Annotated in this window: 15 protein-coding genes and 1 pseudogene; 12 read left to right on the forward strand and 4 right to left on the reverse strand. The window is 58.4% G+C overall.

Features of this window, described 5'->3' with window-relative positions; genetic code table 11:
- Positions 1 to 114: 114 nt before the first annotated feature.
- From SIB38_RS12730 to SIB38_RS12765, 8 genes are all read left to right on the forward strand, one after another.
- Complete coding sequence (locus tag SIB38_RS12730) at positions 115 to 444, forward strand: sarcosine oxidase subunit delta (protein ID WP_294118727.1); 330 nt, start codon at positions 115 to 117, stop codon at positions 442 to 444.
- The gene (locus SIB38_RS12735) at positions 441 to 3455 is read left to right on the forward strand and encodes a sarcosine oxidase subunit alpha family protein (RefSeq protein WP_412550290.1); all 3015 of its coding nucleotides are present in this window, start codon (positions 441 to 443) and stop codon (positions 3453 to 3455) included. The genes SIB38_RS12730 and SIB38_RS12735 overlap by 4 nt, the downstream gene beginning before the upstream one ends.
- On the forward strand, positions 3448 to 4023 hold the full coding sequence (locus SIB38_RS12740) for a sarcosine oxidase subunit gamma (RefSeq protein ID WP_412550291.1): 576 nt from the start codon (positions 3448 to 3450) through the stop codon (positions 4021 to 4023). The genes SIB38_RS12735 and SIB38_RS12740 overlap by 8 nt, the downstream gene beginning before the upstream one ends.
- 101 nt (positions 4024 to 4124) lie before the next feature.
- Positions 4125 to 4526, forward strand: a complete 402-nt coding sequence (locus SIB38_RS12745; RefSeq protein WP_294118731.1) for a hypothetical protein — start codon at positions 4125 to 4127, stop codon at positions 4524 to 4526.
- 127 nt (positions 4527 to 4653) lie between these two features.
- Entirely contained in the window at positions 4654 to 5253 is a 600-nt protein-coding gene (locus SIB38_RS12750) for a superoxide dismutase (RefSeq protein WP_294118732.1), read from the forward strand.
- Positions 5254 to 5256: 3 nt separating this feature from the next.
- On the forward strand, positions 5257 to 5664 hold the full coding sequence (locus SIB38_RS12755) for a metallophosphoesterase (RefSeq protein WP_412550292.1): 408 nt from the start codon (positions 5257 to 5259) through the stop codon (positions 5662 to 5664).
- A 57-nt stretch (positions 5665 to 5721) separates the two neighbouring features.
- Positions 5722 to 6138: a metallophosphoesterase gene (locus tag SIB38_RS12760; RefSeq protein WP_412550293.1), complete on the forward strand. Its 417-nt coding sequence runs from the start codon at positions 5722 to 5724 to the stop codon at positions 6136 to 6138.
- A gap of 112 nt (positions 6139 to 6250) precedes the next feature.
- Entirely contained in the window at positions 6251 to 7021 is a 771-nt protein-coding gene (locus tag SIB38_RS12765; RefSeq protein ID WP_412550294.1) for a siderophore-interacting protein, read from the forward strand.
- A 74-nt stretch (positions 7022 to 7095) separates the two neighbouring features.
- Here SIB38_RS12765 and SIB38_RS12770 read toward each other — a convergent pair whose 3' ends face one another.
- Positions 7096 to 7647 carry a TIGR00730 family Rossman fold protein gene (locus SIB38_RS12770; protein WP_294118740.1) on the reverse strand — a complete coding sequence of 184 codons (552 nt, stop codon included), beginning with the start codon at positions 7645 to 7647 and terminating at the stop codon, positions 7096 to 7098.
- Between the two features lie 98 nt (positions 7648 to 7745).
- Here SIB38_RS12770 and SIB38_RS12775 point away from each other — a divergent pair, with 98 nt between their 5' ends.
- Both SIB38_RS12775 and SIB38_RS12780 read left to right on the forward strand, forming a co-directional pair.
- Positions 7746 to 9611, forward strand: a complete 1866-nt coding sequence (locus SIB38_RS12775) for a LysM peptidoglycan-binding domain-containing protein (protein WP_412550295.1) — start codon at positions 7746 to 7748, stop codon at positions 9609 to 9611.
- Positions 9612 to 9685: 74 nt separating this feature from the next.
- A complete protein-coding gene (locus SIB38_RS12780; protein ID WP_412550296.1) occupies positions 9686 to 11503 on the forward strand; it encodes an ABCB family ABC transporter ATP-binding protein/permease in 1818 nt (605 codons plus the stop codon).
- Positions 11504 to 11531: 28 nt separating this feature from the next.
- Here the strand turns inward: SIB38_RS12780 and SIB38_RS12785 are convergent, their stop codons facing one another.
- The 3 genes and pseudogenes from SIB38_RS12785 to SIB38_RS12795 all read right to left on the reverse strand — a co-directional run bounded on the left by SIB38_RS12785 (position 11532) and on the right by SIB38_RS12795 (position 17168).
- Complete coding sequence (locus SIB38_RS12785; protein WP_412550298.1) at positions 11532 to 12086, reverse strand: DUF1294 domain-containing protein; 555 nt, start codon at positions 12084 to 12086, stop codon at positions 11532 to 11534.
- A pseudogene (locus SIB38_RS12790) lies at positions 12049 to 15927 on the reverse strand (efflux RND transporter permease subunit). Before SIB38_RS12790 ends, SIB38_RS12785 begins: the two are co-directional and overlap by 38 nt.
- Positions 15924 to 17168: an efflux RND transporter periplasmic adaptor subunit gene (locus SIB38_RS12795; protein ID WP_294118747.1), complete on the reverse strand. Its 1245-nt coding sequence runs from the start codon at positions 17166 to 17168 to the stop codon at positions 15924 to 15926. The pseudogene SIB38_RS12790 and the gene SIB38_RS12795 overlap by 4 nt, the downstream one beginning before the upstream one ends.
- Positions 17169 to 17395: 227 nt before the next feature.
- Between SIB38_RS12795 and SIB38_RS12800 the strand changes: the two genes are divergently transcribed.
- The gene (locus SIB38_RS12800) at positions 17396 to 18076 is read left to right on the forward strand and encodes a hypothetical protein (protein ID WP_294118748.1); all 681 of its coding nucleotides are present in this window, start codon (positions 17396 to 17398) and stop codon (positions 18074 to 18076) included.
- Between the two features lie 25 nt (positions 18077 to 18101).
- On the forward strand, positions 18102 to 19406 hold the full coding sequence (locus SIB38_RS12805; RefSeq protein WP_294118750.1) for a PQQ-like beta-propeller repeat protein: 1305 nt from the start codon (positions 18102 to 18104) through the stop codon (positions 19404 to 19406).
- Positions 19407 to 19433 lie beyond the last annotated feature (27 nt).

A 19433-nucleotide genomic window follows, 5' to 3' on the forward strand; every position in this document is an offset into this window, starting at 1 on the left:
CAACCTCGTTCGCCCGGCAACGCCGGGCAGCGCCCGATCCGCCCCCACGGGCGGGCGCTTCGTTTCCCCCCTCGGATCGGGCACGGCCCTCTGTACTACTTGGGAGATTGCACAATGCTAACCCTTCAATGCCCCTATTGCGGCGTCTGGGCCGAGGAAACCGAGCTTCACGCCGAAGGTGAGGCCCATCTCAAACGCTTTGGTCCCGGCTCTGATGACGCGGATTTCGAAAGCTACCTCTTTATGCGCGAAAACCCCAAAGGCGTGCATTTTGAGCGCTGGCGGCATTCCAACGGCTGCGGCAAATTCTTCCACGCCGCGCGCTGCACCATGACACTTGAGGTCTTTGGCACCTATCCGGCGCAAACGCTGGAGCCGCCGCAGGACATCAAAGACAAGATCACGGCCAAATACCCCGGCTGGACCTGGAGGGAGTTCTCATGAGCACACGTCTGACCACCGGCGGACGCCTGTTGAACAAATCCAAACAGGTGACATTCTCCTTTAACGGCAAGCAGTTCACCGGCTTTGAGGGCGACACGCTGGCCTCGGCACTTCTGGCCAATGACCAGATGCTGATGGGCCGCTCGTTCAAATATCACCGCCCACGTGGCGTGGTCGCCTCGGGTGCGGAAGAGCCCAATGCCCTGGTAAATCTTGGCAAAGGCGGCAAGTTCGAGCCCAACCAACGCGCCACCACCACCGAGCTCTATGACGGGCTGACCTGCACCAGCCAGAACCACTGGCCCTCGCTGGAGTTCGATGTGGGCGTGGTCAACAACTACGCCGCCCGCGCGCTACCGGCAGGGTTCTACTACAAAACCTTTATGGCGCCCGCGGCGGCCTGGAAACATGTGTTTGAACCGATTGTGCGCCACTCGGCGGGGCTGGGCAAAGCGCCCAAAGATCGCGATGCGGACCGCTATGAGCATTTCTACGCCTTTTTTGACGTGGTGGTTGTTGGCGGCGGTGTGGCTGGCCTGATGGCTGCCAAGGCGGCAGGTAAAGTCGGTGCCAAAGTCCTATTGATGGAGCAAACCGCCCATTGGGGTGGCCGCGCGCCGGTCGATGGCGGCAAAGTGGATGGCGTGAAGGTCGATGACTTCATCGACGCCACCGTGGCCGAGCTTGAGGTGATGGACAACGTCACGCTGCGCAACCGGATGATGGGGGCAGGGGTCTATGACCACGGCTACATCCTTGGCTATGAGCGCCTGACCGACCATGCGCCTTTGATGGATGGCCCGCGCCATCGCCTGTGGCGGATCCGTGCCAAACAGATTGTGACCGCGACCGGCGCCATCGAACGCCCGCTGTCTTTTGCGGGCAACGACATTCCCGGCGTGATGCTGGCCAGCGCGATGCGTGATTACATCGTCAACCACGGCGTGAGCTCCGGTGATCGCGTGGTGGTTGTGGCCAACAATGATGACGCTTACCGCACCGCCTTTACACTCAAGATCCACGGTCTCGATGTGCCAGTCATTCTTGACGCACGTCCCAATGGCGGTGGCCCTCTGGCCGATGCCGCACGGGAACAAGGCTTCCGTGTTGAAAACGGCAAAGGCATTGCCAAGGTCAAAGGCGGCAAGCGCGTGACTGGCGTGGCGATCTGCTCGCAAGCGGGCGAGGGCGCTGTTCTGGAAGAGATCGCCTGTGACGCAGTCGCCATGTCCGGCGGTTGGTCGCCGGTGGTGCACCTGTGGTCTCATTGTGGCGGCAAGCTGATCTGGGACGAGGTACAGGCGCATTTCCGCCCTGATCCCGACCGTGCGCCCACCAGCCATGATGGCAACCCCTTTGTTTCTACAGCGGGTACCGCAAGTGGTCCGCTTAAACTGGATGACGTGCTGGTGGATGGCCTGAAAGCGGGTGAAGCCGCAGCTGAGGCGGCAGGTTTTATTGTGACTGCGGCTGAAGCGCCCAAAGGCGAGGTGCACGACGAAGCGCCGCTGCAAGCCTGCTGGTTGATGCCACAGGGCGCAGGGCCAAAGCTACGTATGAAAGCTTGGCTGGACTATCAGAACGACGTGAAAGTGTCGGACGTGAAACTGGCCGCGCAGGAGGGCTACGAAAGCGTCGAGCACACCAAGCGCTACACCACGCTTGGGATGGCGACTGATCAGGGCAAGTTGAGCAACATCAACGGCTTGGCGGTGCTTTCTGATGCGCTTAATCAGCCCATTCCGGCCACGGGCACCACCACCTTCCGCCCGCCGTACACACCTATTTCCATGGGTGCGATCGCGGGTGAGGCGCGCGACGAGGTGTTCCAACCTTTGCGCCGCACACCAATCCACGACTGGCACGAGGCCAGCGGTGCCTTCTTTGAACCAGTGGGCCATTGGCGGCGCCCGTATTGCTTCCTGCGCGGCAGTGAAAGCCACGCCGATGCGGTCAGCCGCGAAATCCGTCAGACCCGCGACAGTGTGGGCCTACTGGATGCGTCTACGCTCGGTAAGATCATCGTCAAGGGTCCAGACGCGGGCAAATTTCTCGACATGATGTACACCAACATGATGTCATCTCTGAAGCCGGGCAAATGCCGCTATGGCCTGATGTGCAACGAAAATGGCTTCCTGATTGATGACGGCGTTGTCGCCCGCATCGATGAGGACACCTTCCTTTGTCACACCACCACCGGCGGCGCCGAGCGTATTCATGGCTGGATGGAAGACTGGCTGCAGTGCGAGTGGTGGGACTGGCAGGTTTATACTGCCAATGTCACCGAGCAATATGCGCAGATTGCCGTTGTGGGTCCAAACGCCCGCAAGGTGATCGAGAAACTTGGTGGCGAGACGGATGTCTCCAAAGAGGGACTCGCCTTTATGGAGTGGAAAGACGGCAAGATCGGCGGTTTTGACGCCCGCGCCTACCGCATTTCTTTCTCCGGCGAGCTGTCCTACGAAATCGCCGTGCCAGCGTCGCAAGGCCGTGCCTTCTGGGATGCGCTGCTCGAAGCAGGCGCCGAATTCAACATCATGCCCTATGGCACCGAAGCGCTGCACGTGATGCGGGCCGAGAAGGGCTTCATCATGATTGGCGATGAAACCGACGGCACGGTGATCCCGCAGGATCTCAACATGCAGTGGGCGATCTCCAAGAAGAAAGAAGACTTCCTGGGCAAACGTGCACAGATGCGCGATCATATGGCCTCAGATGACCGTTGGAAGCTGGCGGGTTTCGAAACTGAAGACGGCTCCGTCATTCCGGATGGGGCTTACATCGTGAACCATGGCACCAACGCCAACGGCCAACGCAACGTGCAGGGGCGTGTGACCTCGACCTACTATTCGCCGACGCTGGACCGCGGCATTGCCATGGGCCTCATTCACGGCGGCATGAAACGCCTCGGCGATGTGGTGGAGTTCAACAAAGTGGACGGCAGCACAGTGAAGGCCAAAGTGGTCGATCCGGTGTTCTATGACAAAGACGGGGAGAAGCAGAATGTCTAAGGCTGTGAGCGCCCTGGATGGCGTAACGTTCGATGGGTTTGCCAAGGTCGAGGAAACCCGCCTGCGTGGCATGATCACGGTGCGTGGCGATCTGTCGTCCAAAGAGATGGCAGCGGCCGTGACTGCGGCAACCGGTGCGGCGGTGCCTGAGGTACGCAAGGTGACTTCTGGAAACACAGGCGCGGTGGCGTGGATGTCGCCAGACGAGCTGCTGGTTGTTGTGGACTATGAGGCAGCCAATACCACCGTTGCCACCCTGACGGACGCTCTGAAAGACAGCCATGCGCTGGTGGCCAATGTGTCGGATGCCCGCGCTGTGTTCCGTCTGTCAGGCGACAGTAGCCGCGATGTGCTGGCCAAACTGGCCCCGGTGGATTTTGCCAAAGACGCGTTTGGCGCTGGGGACATCCGTCGCTCGCGTATCGCGCAAGTACCTGCGGCGGTTTGGGGCAATGAAGATGGCAGCTTTGAGGTTATCTGTTTCCGCTCTGTGGCACAGTATGTCTTTGACGTGCTGAAGGTTTCGGCGCAGCCGGGCGGCGAGGTGGGCTTCCACTGTAGAGCCTAACTGCGTCGCCGAAAGGCCGCGTACCTGTGACAGAATTGCTACTTGTGGTTGCGTGTTGCTCGCCTATTGTACCGAAAACACTTTTGGGACGTTTCTGAACAATGTTGAAGACAATCTCTGTTGTGCTCGGCCTTTCTCTTGCTGCGGCGACGACTGTGCAGGCGCAGACGTATATTTGTAAATTCCGCGGCGGCGGGAGTAATGGCACCATATCGCCTGAGGTTTTGGTTGAGTTTGATGGTAAGGGCGGCGCCCAGGTGACAGATCGCCTTTCCAAGAGCCACGACCGGGCGCCGGTGCAGGCAAAATTTGCTCAAGACAATGACAAACAAATGCGTGTGCGTTGGCGTCTGGTGGATGTCATAAGCAGTCGTGGGCAAAAGGCGACGCTTGAGTGGTCTTTGGTGTACAAAAAGAAGCGCAACCGGGCCCATCTGACGTTTAATGCCTTTGGCTATCCGAACACTGAAACCGGCAATGGTTCCTGCACCCTGCAAAAGTAATTCTGCGCATCTTAGTGGGGAAGAGCTCTGCACTCATCGCATTTTACCGCTTTCCCCTTGACCTTGCAGGGCTTTCGACCACATGTGTCAGGCAAAGACAATTCGCGCAACAGAAGAGGATGCTGCAATGGCTTTTCAACTCCCTGATCTTCCTTATGCCCACGACGCTCTGGCCGACAAAGGCATGTCCGCAGAGACGCTGGAATTCCACCACGACCTGCACCACAAGGCATATGTCGACAACGGCAACAAGCTGATCGCCGGTACCGAGTGGGAAGGCAAATCTCTGGAAGAAATCATCGTTGGCACCTATGACGCCAATGCAGTTGCCCAAAACGGCATCTTCAACAACATTTCGCAGCTGTGGAACCACAACCAGTTTTGGGAAATGATGGGTCCTGGCGAAAGCAAAATGCCTGGCGCTCTGGAAGATGCTCTGAAAGAGACCTTCGGCTCCATAGAACAATTCAAATCCGAGTTCTCCGCCGCTGGCGCCGGCCAGTTTGGCTCTGGCTGGGCATGGCTGGTTAAAAACGCAGACGGCTCCCTGGCCGTAACCAAAACCGAGAACGGCGTGAACCCGCTGTGCTTCGGTCAGACTGCTCTGCTGGGCTGTGACGTGTGGGAGCACTCCTACTACATCGATTACCGCAACAAGCGTCCGGTGTACCTGTCCAACTTCCTGGACAACCTGGTGAACTGGGAAAACGTTGCATCGCGCATGTAATCCATGACCCGTCGTGGATTTATCAAGGGCCTGCTGGGAGTGATCCTGGCAGGCTTTTTTGCGGCCACTTATGGGTTCTTTATTGAGCCCGCTCTGCGTTTGCGCGTGAAAAAGTGGCGCATCAGGCGGGATGATTGGACTGCACCCCCGCTCAAGATTGCGCTTTTGGCAGATTTGCATGTGGGCGAACCGTATGTCGGATTAGGACGCATTGAACAGTTGGTGAAACGCGTCAATGCGTTGGATGCTGATCTTGTTTTGCTGCTCGGGGACTATGCGGCAGGGCATCGCTTCATCACCAAACCCGTAAAAATCCGCGACGTTGCACCGATCCTCGGCAAGCTCAAAGCCAAACAAGGCGTCTTCGGTGTATTGGGCAACCACGATTGGTGGGATGACCTTGGCGCGTAGAAACGGGGCGGTGGCCCAAATTTGTATGGCGAAGCGCTGCAGTCGCAGGGCATTACCATGTTGTCCAATCAAGCGCTAAAGATTGAGAGACATGGCGTTTGGTTGGCCGGTCTGGAGGATCAAATTGCAATCCGACGGAATGGTAAGTGGCAAGGGTTGGATGATTTGCCAGGTACTTTGTCTCAAATAGCGGACGACGGGGCGCCAGTCGTGATGATGGCCCATGAGCCTGACATCTTTTCTGAAATGCCCAATCGTGTCAGCCTAACGGTTTCCGGTCATACTCATGGTGGGCAGGTGAGACTATTCGGATGGTCTCCGATTGTGCCGTCACGTCACGGCAACCGTTTTGCTTATGGCCATGTGCGGGAACATGGGCGCGACCTTGTGGTTTCTGGTGGCATTGGATGCTCGATTATGCCTGTGCGTTTTGGGGTCGTTCCTGAGATTACCGTGATCGAGGTCTCATCTTGAAAAAACGCAGAAGTTGTTTTTTGCAAAGATCACTTCCCTCGTCGCGAAGAGTGGTTTAATCGAGTAATTTAATCGGATATATCTCCGCACGTATTTCAAAAGGGAAGTGACGATGGCAAGACCGCAATCTCGGATATTGGACGTTCTGGGTACAGAGCAGGTGACGCCAAATATGATGCGCGTGCGGTTTGGCGGCAGCGAAATTCATACTATTCCCGAAGGATTTGAAGGCGGTTATATCAAGCTGATTTTTTTGGAGGCACCACGCGCGCATCCAGATCGTCCGGTCATGCGGACTTACTCCATCCGTTCTTACGATGCTGAGAAAGGCGAAATGGCCGTGGACTTTGCATTGCACGGTGAAACGGGTGGGTTGGCGACCGATTGGGCTCTAAATGCCAAAGTTGGAGACCGGATGCTGATTGGCGGACCTGGGTCTGTGAAGATGGTGGACCCTGAGGCGGATTGGGTGTTCCTGGCCGGCGACATGACGGCGATCCCTGCTTTGATGTGCAATATCGAGCGACTGCCGGCAACGATCAAAGGGTATGTGGTTATTGAGGTCACCTCAGAAGCTGACAAGCAAGAGCTGAACCTGCCTGAAGGCATTGAAGTGCACTGGGTCGTGACACCGTCGCCGGAAAAGCTTGAGGGCAATCTTGTCTCCAAAATCAAATCGCTTCCGTGGCTTGAAGGGTGTGTCAGCGTTTGGACCGCATGCGAGTTTGACAGCATGCGGACTTTGCGAAGCTATTATCGCAACGAACGCGGCGTTGGTCGGGATCAAATTTACCTGTCCAGCTACTGGCGCGCCGGTCGCACCGAAGATCAGCACAAAACCGACAAACAGAAGGACAACGCGGCCAATCAGGCGGCTGCCTAAAGCGGTTCCAGGTACAAACAGAAAAGCTTGCCGGCTATCGGCAAGCTGTCTCAGTTTTATCGGTGCTTTTTGATCTACCCAAAAGCGCGGTCCAGGATGGCTTCCAAGCTGCCTACGTCATCCGCCACATGGATGAAATCCTTCAGGCTTTGCTCGGCAAACCCCTGATCGATGACGTGGTCCAGCAGTCCAACCAGTGGGTCCCAGAACCCGTTCACATTCAGCACCACAATTGGCTTTTCATGCAGGCCAAGCTGGCGCCAAGTGAGAACCTCAAAGAACTCGTCGAGCGAGCCTGCGCCGCCTGGCAGGACAACAATGGCGTCGCAATTCATAAACATGACCTTTTTGCGCTCGTGCATGTTTTCGGTCACGATGAAGTTTGTCAGGTCGCGTTTGCCCACCTCCCATTCCAGTAGGTGGGTAGGGATCACGCCAAAGGTGTCCGCACCGGCGGCTTGGGCCGCATTGGCCACGGCGCCCATCAACCCGACATCGCCCGCGCCGTATACCAGACGCCAGTTTTTGTCACCAAACCGCGCGCCAAAGGCCTCCGCGCCGTCCTTATAGGCGGCATCGCCGCCAAAACGTGAACCACAAAAGACACAGATCGAGCGTGTGGTCATGAAATTCTCCAATATGTTCAAAGCTCTTTTGACCAGCAATATCTGGGTTGGTAGGGTCTCTCAACCAAATGACAGCCGACTTCGGGGGATATTCGGCGATGAGTGACAAAGCATCAATTTTTAGCGGCAATGTGGTCTGGGTGGCCGGAGTTGTGGTGGCGATGGGCGTCTCCGTCTATGCGCTGGTGGCGACCGGCGTGTTGGACGGCAGCGATCAGACGGTCAATGATGCCACAACCACTGAGACCGCCCCGGCACCAGACGCCACGCCGAAGGTGGCTGAGCAGACCGCTGAGGAAGTGTCCGAGCCGGAGGCGCAGCCCGCACAAGCGGAAACGCAGGAGCAAGTCGCTGAGGTGGCTGAAGACGGTGTACCTGTTGCGGAGCCAGAACCAAAAGAAGAGCCGGTGGCTGCGGCATCTGTGCTTGTTGAGGAAGAGCCCACGCCAACCATCGCGCCAAGTTTTGACGTGGTACGGGTGGATGCTGAAGGCAACACAGTGGTGGCCGGAGCGGCTGCGCCTGGTGCCATGTTGGGCATTCTGCTGGATGGGACAGAGGTCGCTTTGGCCCCTGTCGACATCGCTGGGAAATTTGCTGCTATACTGGCCATCGAGCCCAGTGAGGCGCCTCGGGTCCTGAGCCTTGTGGAGCGCCGCGAAGATGGCGATGTGCCTTCGGATGCCACGGTGATCGTCGCACCGGTTGTGGCGGTTGCGGAGGCTGTGGCGACTCCTGAGGCGGTGGAAGAACCTGCGGCGAAGGATGTGGCCGAACCAGAGGTAGCGCCAGAGACTTCTGAACCTGATGTCGCCACCACCGAGGTCGAAGACGCGGCATCAGACAGCGTTGTTGCCGAGGCCGAAGAAACTGTAGCGCAGGTGAATAACGGCGACCAACCTATTGAAGAGGTTGTTGAAAATTCAAATGAAGATTCGACTGAAGTTGCGCCTAAATCGGAGACTCAAGAAGAAATGGCTGCGGCAGAGCCCGCGCTAAAACCCAAAGCACCAGCGGTGATTGTGTCGGATTCCGAGGGCGTGCGCGTGGTGCAACCGGCCGCGCCGGAAGAGGCCACACCGGAAGTTCTGGCCGCCGTTTCGATTGACTCAATCAGCTATACCGATGCCGGTGCGGTGATGGTCTCCGGACGTGGCAACCCAAGTGCCTTTGTGCGGCTGTATCTGGACAACACCTTGGCGGCGACCACACAGATTGATGACGCGGGCCTGTGGTCCACGCAGCTGGAAAACGTGGCCGGTGGCCTCTATGAACTGCGCGCAGATGAGGTGGACGAAACCGCCAAAGTGCTCTCCCGCGTGGTAACGCCGTTCAAACGCGAAACCCCTGAAACCGTCGCAAAGGCACGCGCTCAGGCGGAAGCAGTGGCGGAGGCTGAGGCCGCCGCGCAGGAGGCTGAGGCTCCGACTGAGAAAACTTCTGAAACCGTCGTAGAATCAGAAACTGCAAGCGGAGACAGCGCTGTTGAAGCTGCGGTGGCTGATGCCGAGCCTGAAGCTACAACGGATGTAGCCGAGGCTCCGACAACAGATGTTGCAACCTCCGAAGAAGAAACGGCTCAGAAAGACACTGAAGCAGTCTCGGCAACTGCTGATGAACAGGCCCCCGACGCAGAAACAACCTCAGCGGAAGCCGCAGTTGAGCCGGAAACTGCTTTGGTGGAAGCAGCACCGCCGACTCCGGTAGCAACAGAATCACCGACCACCACGGACGCTTCGGCAGACACGCCTCAGTCTGAACCCGAAACCAAACCGGAGCCCGCCGCAGCACAATCACCGGTGCGCATCGTGACCGTGCAACCCGGTGCCACCCTCTGGGCGATTGCGCGAGACCGCTATGGCGAGGGACAGCTCTATCTTCAAGTGTTTGAGGCCAACAAAGACAAGATCCGCGATCCCGACCTGATCTATCCGGGCCAAGTCTTTACAGTTCCAGAAGAATAAAGCGGGGCAGGGCTGGCAAGTCCTGCCATCACTCCTTAGATTGGACCGGCTACCCCTCGCAAAAGGCAAGCCATATGGTCGATCAATCTCAGAGCGCGCGCGACATCGCGGATAAAGAACGGCGTTCGGGATTGCGCATCATACGCAGTGTTGCGCCCTACCTGTGGCCCAAGGACATGCCGTCCCTGCGCGTGCGGGTTGTCTTGGCCATGCTGGCGCTTATTGCCGCCAAAGTGGTCGCTGTATTCACCCCAATTCTCTACAAAGGCGCGGTCGATACCCTCGCAGGGGAAGGCATTCCGCCTTTGGCTTTGGGCGCGGTTGGCTTGACCATGGCCTATGGTACCAACCGACTTCTGGCAGTTCTGTTTGAGCAACTGCGCGACCTGTTGTTCGCCAAGGTCAGCGTGCGGGCGCTGCGGCGTTTGGCGCTCACCACGTTTGAACATATCCATGCGTTGAGCCTGCGGTACCATTTGACCCGCCGTACCGGTGCTTTGACCCGAGTAATGGACCGAGGCGTCAAAGGCGTGGCGTTCCTGTTGCGCTTTATGCTGTTTTCGATCGGGCCGCTGTTTCTTGAACTTGTGATGATATGTGCGGTGTTGGCGACCCTGTTTGACTGGCGTTTCCTGTTGGTCGTCGCGGGCACCATGACGCTCTATATCTGGTTCACATTCGCGGTAACCGAATGGCGTGTGCGCATCCGTCGGGTGATGAATGATCGTGACAACGAGGCCAACCAGCGCGCTGTCGACAGTCTGCTGAACTTTGAGACTGTGAAGTACTTCGGCGCCGAACGGCGCGAGGCCACGCGCTATGACGAAGCCATGGAAGGCTATGAGGGCGCCGCACTGAAAACGGCAAACTCGCTGGCACTCATCAATATGGGGCAGGCGGTGATCATCAACGGGGGCTTGGTCGCTGTGATGGTCATGGCCGCAAAAGGCGTCACCGATGGCAGCTTCACCGTCGGCGACTTTGTCATGGTCAACGCCTATATGCTTCAGGTTATGGCGCCACTGAATTTCCTCGGCTTTGTCTATCGCGAAATCCGCCAGAGCCTCGTGGACATGGGGCAAATGTTCGACTTGCTGGATGACAATGCGGAGATTTCGGATAAGCCGAATGCAGTGCCTCTGTCGGTTACGAATGGCACCATTGAGCTGGAGAACGTCACCTTCGGCTATGACGAAGACCGCGCCATTTTGAAAGGCGTGGACCTGTCGGTGCCTGGCGGTCAAACTGTGGCCATCGTGGGCGCATCCGGTTCTGGTAAATCCACCATCGGACGGCTGCTGTTCCGCTTCTATGATGTGCAAGACGGCGCGCTGCGCATCGACGGTCAAGATGTGCGCGATGTGCAGCAGGAAAGCCTGCATGACGCCATTGGTGTGGTGCCGCAAGACACGGTGCTGTTCAACGACACCATCCTCTACAACATCGCTTACGGGCGCGACGGGGCCACAGAAGAGGATGTGATCGAAGCCGCCAAGGCGGCACAAATCCACGACTTCATCGCGGCGCTGCCGGACGGCTATGACACGGCTGTCGGTGAACGCGGCCTCAAGCTCTCCGGTGGTGAAAAGCAACGCGTCGGCATTGCCCGCACACTGCTGAAAAACCCGCCAATCCTGCTTCTGGACGAGGCCACCTCAGCGCTGGACACTGATACCGAACAGGGCATCAAAGAAGCGCTGGCACGGGCTGGCGAAGGCCGTACCGTGATCACCATCGCGCACCGTCTCTCCACCATTGCCGAGGCGGACCGGATTGTGGTGCTGGAGAAGGGCGAGGTCATCGAAGAAGGTACGCACGCGGCGCTGTTGGACAAAAAAGGCCGCTATGCGCAGCTCTGGACCCGTCAGCAGGCGGATGAAGACGCGGCGTAAAGGCTAACAAGCAAAAAGGGTGTTTGGTTTATTTCGACCAGACACCCGCTAATTCCTCTGCGGTCCAGAAACCACTGGGAGCGGCAAAGGCGTAGTATGTGCCCAGGGCAATCAATCCAAGGTGCAGTACCACAATAGCATTGAGCAGCCGTCCAAAGGGTTGCTTGCAGGTTTTGTGGCGAAAGCGCTTCTGTGCCACTTTGGCGCCCAGAGAGCCGCCAATCAGAGCCAGCGATAGCAGAGTCCGCTCCGGGATCCGGTCTTCGCCATGGATCGCACGTTCTTTGTCCGCGTGGAAAAACGTGTAGGTGACCAGATTGAGGGCCAACCAGAACACAAGCACCAACCCGGTCAAAATCAGTGCGGGCAGGGCAGGGGACAATGTTGTGCCAACTGCAATGTTGAACATGTGGATGCCTGTATGCGTTTGCTCAAAAATCTTGAGCAACACGTATAAGGCGAAAATCCATGCAGAAAAAGAATATTCTGGATGAACAAAAAACGCGCCCCCGAAGGAGCGCGTTTTTTGATCATATGCTGAAGTGTTATTCAGCCGCTTGAATGCCACCCGGATCGGGATCATCATTCGCCGCCTTGCCGCTGCGTGGTGCTTCCACCTCGGGGGCCAGTTCGTTTGGATCGACCTTGGTGGAGCGTGTCGCAGGCACTGAGGAGCGGGAGGTTGGCGCAGAGCTTTCCATCACAACTTCAGTGGTGTCGTCCCACATCAGCACCGGATGTTTCACCTTGCGGGCCGCGCGGCGCAGTGCCCAGTCCTGACCGGCACGGGAGGTGCGGCCAAAGGACAGACGGGCCAGCAGGCGCATCATCCAGTTGAAGTAGGTGCTTGCCCAAACCCGTGCGGCCAGCATGGATGGGGTGAACACCAGCGTCAGCACGGTGGCAATCCCGAGGCCAAAGACCACGGCGGTCGCCAGCTGTTTCCACCACAGCGAGGTCGGGCTGTCGATCGAATAGCCGCCGTTGATGAAGTCCAGGCTCAGGCCAAACATCATCGGCGCCAGACCGGCCATTGTTGTGATGGTGGTCAGCAAAACCGGACGGATACGGCTTTGCGCAGTACGCACAATCGCATCAATCCGCGGCATATACTGGCTGTATTCCTGATAGGTATCGATCAGAACAATGTTGTTGTTCACCACAATCCCCGCCAAAGCCACAATGCCGGTCCCGGTCATAATGATCGAGAAGGTCTGATCCATCACCAGCATGCCCACCAGCACGCCAGCCGTGGACAGAACCACCGCCAGAAGCACGAGCACCGAGTTGAAGAAGCTGTTGAATTGCGCCAACAGGATCACAAACATCAGACCCAAGGCGGCGGAGAAAGCGCTCGCCAAGAAAGCACCGGATTCCGCCTGCTCTTCCTGATCCCCAGTCCATTCCCAGCTGATAGAGCTGTCAAACGGGTTGGTGTTGAGCCATTCCGTCAGTACTTCGATCCGCTCGGTGGCTGTGACAGGCACACGGCGTGCCCCCTCTTCCAGCGCGGTGCGAACTTCCTCCGCAGAGCTCGCCGCGTCCAGCGCAAAGATTGTGAAATCCTCACCGTTGGGAGTGGTGATCACATTGTCATAAGACAGCTCGCCTTCCGGCAGTGCCTTCAGGATCGCTAATGTCTGAAGCTCTTCGCCTTCACCAGATACAATTTTTACCAGTCCCGGTTCCACATCGGCTTTCACGTCGTAATAGCGTTCCTGATCAACACGCGTGATCGATGCCCTTTTGGGCACTGGGAAGCGCGTGACGAAGTTGGACAATGGCACAAGCCCATCGTTGGTGCGCACCTTCAGCGTGTCGAGCGTGGACAGGACACGGTCCTGATCTGGAAGACGCAGACGGATTTCGATTTCCTCGTCCGAGCTGTCGACCCGCATGGTGTCCAGCAGGATACCACGGGTCACCAACTGCACCATCGCGCCCACGGTGGCCACATCGGCGCCGTAGCGGCCGGCTTTGGCCACATCCACGTCGATTTGCCAGTCGATGCCGGGCAGGGGCAGGGTGTCTTCCACCAGGGTCAGCCCGGTGGTCGCTTCAAAGGTTTCCCGCGCGCTAATGGTGGCGGCGTTGAGTTCGTCCCAGCCGTCGCCACGGATGCGCAGGTGTATCGGCTTGCCGGAACCCGGACCCTGTTCAATCGGGCTGGTTTCCACATAGAAGCCGGGCAGCTTGGCCAACTCGGCGTTCAACTCGTCCAGCACACGGTTGCCGTCAAAGTCCGGCGCGGTCACATCCCGCTCCAGCTTGCCAAAGAACCACTTTTCACGCGCGGTTGGACGTTCATCCCACGGGATGATTTCAAACTGTACCTGACCTACGGTGTCGGGCGGGGAGTTGCCACCACCCGGACCACCGGTGTCCAGACCACCTTCACCGGCGAAGGAGAACACATTGATCACCGCAGGGTGCTGCATGATGATGTTTTCCGCTTCGCGCACCATGGCGTCTTTTTCTGCCAGTGAGATGTTGCCGCGCGCGCGGACATAGGCGGTAGCCTGTTCCGGTTCGGTTTCCACAAAGAAATCGACGCCGTTGTTGTTTTCACCAAAGTAGCCAATGATCGACACAACGGTGAAGATGACGGCTGCAATGGTGACCAGCGGCATCACTGGGTTGCCCACAATGAAGCGCATGAAATAGCCAAAGCCGTTGTGGCGGAAGCCGGATTTCACGGCACGGCGTTTGCGACCGATCTCCGCTGCCGTCATTGTGATCGAGGCTGCAAAAGCGGACAGCACAAAAATCACAGCTCCAACCGCCACTGCGCCTGTGGTGCCTTCCCCCCCGGAAGCATAGGTCACGGTCAGCATCTGCATCAGCCCGACAAACATGCCGTAAAGCGGGATCGGCACCAGCAGAGCGCGCACTACCCATGGCAGGCGTTGCTTCATGCCTTGGGAGATCCGGTCAAACACCCGGCTCAAACGACCGGAGATACCCCCCACAACCGGCAGATAGATCAGTGCCACCAGCAGCGAGGCTGACAGAACAAAGATCATCGTGACCGGCAACATGCCCATGAACTCGCCCGGCACACCTGGCCAGAACAGCATCGGCAAGAACGCACAGAGCGTGGTCGCAGTGGAGCTGACAATTGGCCAGAACATCCGCTGCGCCGCCTCAACATAGGCGTGCATCGGGCCGACGCCCTCTTTGATGCGCTTGTCGGCGTATTCCACCACAACAATCGCACCGTCCACCAGCATACCCACCGCAAGGATCAGGCCAAACATCACCATGTTGGAGATGGTCACACCCATCACCGCGAGGAAGGCAAAACACAGCAGGAAGGACGCCGGGATGGCAAAGCCCACCAGCATTGCAGCGCGGCTGCCCAGAGAGGCCAGAACCACAATCATCACCAGCGCAATCGCGGTCAGAACCGACCCTTCAAGCTGGCGCACCATCGAGCCTACCGTGCGGCTCTGGTCGTTGGAGGTGCCAACCTGCACCGCCGCCTGCAGCTCTTACGGCCATTTCTCTTGCGCCGCTGCCAGGGTGGTTTTGATCTGCTCCACAGTGTCGATGATGTTGTAGCCTTTGCCCTTCACCACCTGCAGCGCCACAGTGTTTTCGCCATCAAACCGCGCGGTGCCCGCACGGTCCTCAAAGGTGAAGTTGATTTCAGCCAGATCGCCCAGGGTCACAATCCGCTCGCCGTTGGTTTTCACCGGCAGCTCGTAAATGTCGGTGACATCGTTGAACGACGAAGGAATTTTGACCGAGAAGGTGCCCTGGTTGGTTTCCACTTCACCAGCGGCAATCAGTTGGTTGTTGTTTTGCACAACACTGATCAGTTCTGGCGCGGTGACGTTGTAGGATTCCAGACGCAGCGGGTCGATCACCACCTCCACCATCTCGTCACGGTTGCCCGCAATTGGCGCTTCCAACACCGCGTCGATGGCTTCAAATTCGTCCTGCAGGTCTTTGGCCAAACGCGCCATGGTGCGCTCTGGTACATCGCCCGACAGGTTCACAATCACGATCGGAAATTCGGAGAAGTTGATCTCGTTGATGGTGTATTGTTCCGCGCCCGCGGGGAAGTTTGACGACGCGGTGTTCATCGCATCGCGCACATCCGCAATTGTCGCGCTTTTGTCCCAGCCGAAGTCGAACTCCAGCAGCAGCGAGGCGTGGTTCTCCGAAGCAATGCCGGTCATCTTGTCGAGACCGTCCAGATCGACCGCCTCGGTCTCCATCGGCTTCACGAGCAGGCTCTCGGCGTCTTCTGCGGAAATGCCCGGATAGCTGACCGACACATAAAGGATCGGAATGTCGATGTCTGGCTCACCCTCCTTTGGAAGGCTGACGTAGGAGAAGGCGCCAATCACGAGAGAAATCACGATGAACGCCAGAATCATTCGGGCCCGTTCCGCGGCCCAGGTGATGGCGCCGGTCATTGGTCAAGCTCCCGATAGGTCGGCGCGACGGTGACACCCTCAACCACAAACTCTTGGCCCACAACAATCACGCTGGCCTGTTCCGGCAAACCGCCAACCCAGATGCCGTCTGTGCCATCACGCAGCAGGTCCACCGCCTTAAAGGCCACAACGTCGCCGTCTTCAACAATGCGCACGCCCAGGGTGCCTTCGTCGTTTAGCGTCAGGGAAGACTGAGGCAGGAAATGTGCCGTCGCGCCATCGGCAGAGATCATAATCTCCGCGGTTTGCCCGTCGCGGATCGCCAAGTCTGCGTTTGGTACCGTCACTTCCACGCGGAAGGTGCGGGTCTGCGGATCGGCGGAACGAGACACAAAGGTCACCTGGCCAGTCACTTCCTGACCGGTGGTCAAACGGGCGCCCGCCAGCGAGCCTTCGTTCACGCGGTTGATGTCGGTTTCCGGCACAAAGCCAACGATACGTATTGGATCAAGACGCAGCACTGTGCCGCACAGGCTGCCCGGCTGCATCAGGCTGCCGAGTTCTGCGGTCCGGCTTTCCAGCAGGCCGTCAAACGGTGCCACAATCGTCAGGCGCGCCACTTCGCGCTCTGCGGCTGCGACCAAGGCCTCGGCTGATTCGATGCCAGCCTGAGTGCTTTCCAGACCGGATGTGGCCGATTGAATCGCCGCTTCAGCCGCGCGCACACTTGCGGCGGTGCTGGCGACACGTGTGGAAGAGGCAAAGCCACCTTCAGACAGTTTGCGCGCTGCGTTGTCGTTGATCTTGGCTTCTTCCAATCGTGCTTCGGCCTCGGCAACCGAGGCTTGCGCGCTTGGGATGCGGGCCTGTGCTTCCAGCAGGCGAGCTTTTGCCTCTGCCAAAACGGCTGTGCTGGTGCCCACGTCGAGGCGGCAAAGCTCTTGGCCTGCCGTCACATGTGTGCCGCGGCGCAGTGGCTCGGTGATCACCAGACCGCTGGTCTCGGCGCGCACCTCAACCTGACGATCCGCCTCGGTTTCGCCCCGCAGCACAACCGCGCTGTCGATGGTGCGGGCTTCACTCTTAACCGCCACCACACGAATGAAACCCGGCGCTTCAGAAGGCGTTTCACTCGCCTCTGCCTGCGCCTCAGTGGCGGTGTCCGCCACCTCTTCGGGCGCGCCATTGCCGGCAAACGCAGCCAAGCGATCACGCTCCACCACTACAAAATACAAAATTGCCGACACGAGAAGTGCGGTCAGAACCGGAATAAGCCGCATTGAATGGCCCCTGTTGCTTTAACGTGCGCCCTCCCGCGCACAAATATTCACCGACATATTGGCGTTCGCGCGCCGAGAAACAACCTCCGATACGAGATTTTGAACTCCTCAGTTCAAATTAGATCCAGAAACGAGAAAAAACCGGTGTCGCCGATGTGCCTTTGCCACAGTACTTGGCACTTTGAAAACAAAACGATAAGACAAGGCAAACCGACAGGAGAGCAGGCGTGAGCAATACCGACAGTTTCATCGAAGAAGTCACCGAAGAAGTGCGCCGTGACCGCCTTTTTGGCCTGATCCGCCGTTATGGCTGGATCGCCGTTCTGACGGTGATCGCGATTGTGGGCGCAGCCGCTTTTAACGAATATCAAAAGAGCAAAGCCCGCACCGCAGCGGAAAACACCGGCGACGCGCTGATTGCCGCTGTGGCCTCCAGCGACGCTGAAGCCCGCGTGGCGGCGCTTGGCGAACTGACAACCGAGTCGCCCAATGCGCAAGTTGTTGCTGACATGCTGCTTGCCACCCATCAGATTGAGGTGGGCTCTGGCGCCGACGCCGCGGCAACCCTGAACGGGATTACCACCAGCGGGTTGGAGACGCCGGAAATCTACCGTCAGATCGCAGCTTTCAAAGCGGTTCTCGCAAACGCGAAGGAAACGTCCGTGGCGGATCGTCGCTTAGCGCTGGAAGCTCTGGCCGGTCCGGGCATGCCTCTGGCGCTGCCTGCGCAGGAACAGCTTGCCCTTTTGAGCTTGGAAGAAGGCGATGTGGATGGTGCCATCGAACAACTGCAAGCGCTGATTCAAGATGCGGCGGTCACCGCAGGCTTGCGCAATCGCGCATCTCAGTTGATTGTGGCTCTGGGCGGGACACCTGCGGACACCGCGCCTGTTCTGGCCGACCAATAAGACTTGCAGGGTGGGGGACTCAGCAGTGAAACGTACGTCTTGGATTTTGGCAGCGGGTGTTGCCTCCGCCGGCCTGTTGTCTGCATGTGCCGAGCCGGAGATCATTCTGGCTGGGGATCGCGAAGATCTGTTCCCCTCCGAAGAGGTTATTGAGAACAAAGATCTTGCAATTAGCCTGCCATCGCAAAGCAAAAATGCGAATTGGACCGGGCGCATCGGCTCTCCAAGCACGCGCACCGCTCATGCGGCACTGTCATCAAAACCGGTTCTGGCCTGGTCGACCTCGATCGGCGCGGGCGAGTCGCGCAAGACACGTATTACGGCGGACCCTGTTGTCGCCGATGGACGCATCTTCACAGTCGATGCCGAAGCCACCGTTACAGCAACCACAACCGGCGGGCAAACTGTGTGGTCCCGAGATTTGACGCCCCCTAACGACAAGGCGGGCCAAGCCTCCACCGGCGGTTTGGCTTATGGCAAAGGCAAGCTTTTTGTCACCACAGGGTTTGGCAGCATCCGCGCGCTGGACCCAGCAACCGGCGCGGACCTGTGGGAGCAGAAATTTCAGGCGGTAGGCAGTGGCACCCCCACGGTCTACGGCGATTTGGTCTATGTCGTCTCCGGCGATGCCACCGCCTGGGCGCTGGAAGTTGAGACCGGCAAAATTGCCTGGCAGCTTCTGTCCATTCCCAACGTGCAAAATGTGCAAAGCCCGGCGGCACCGGCCATCACTGACCGTCTGGCGATCTTCCCCTACGGTTCCGGGGAAATCCAGGCGGCCTTCCGCCGTGGTGGTGTGTCCCGCTGGACCGCAGGCCTGTCAGACACCCGTCCGGGCCGTGCTGTGAACACCGTGGGCGACATCTCTGGTGACCCCGTTGTGGTTGGAGACACCATCTACGTGGCCAACCACTCCGGCCGAATGGCATCGTTTGATGCGGAAACCGGCGTGCGCAAATGGACGGCGGATCACGGCGCACTCAGCCCGGTGTTCCCGGCGGGTGGGTCGCTCTTCTTGTTATCTGAAACCAATGAGCTGCTGCGTCTGGATGCCCGAGACGGCACCCGCATCTGGGGGCAGACCCTGCCGCAGTTCATCAAAGACAAACCTAGGAAGCAGTCCGCTGTGCACGCACATTACGGGCCAATCTTGGCGGGGGGGCAGTTGGTTGTCCCCTCCACTGACGAGGTGGTGCGCTTCTACAACCCGCGCAACGGTCTCTTGACCCACACCGTCGAGTTGCCCCACGGGGCAGCCACCAATCCGGTTGTGGCAGGCGGTGTTTTGTATGTGGTCAACCGCAAAGGCGAATTGTACGCTTTCCGTTGACGCAATAATGCTGTATCGGGGCGACTT

Source organism: Shimia sp. MIT910701 (assembly GCF_047126315.1).
Classification (GTDB): Bacteria; Pseudomonadota; Alphaproteobacteria; order Rhodobacterales; family Rhodobacteraceae; genus Shimia.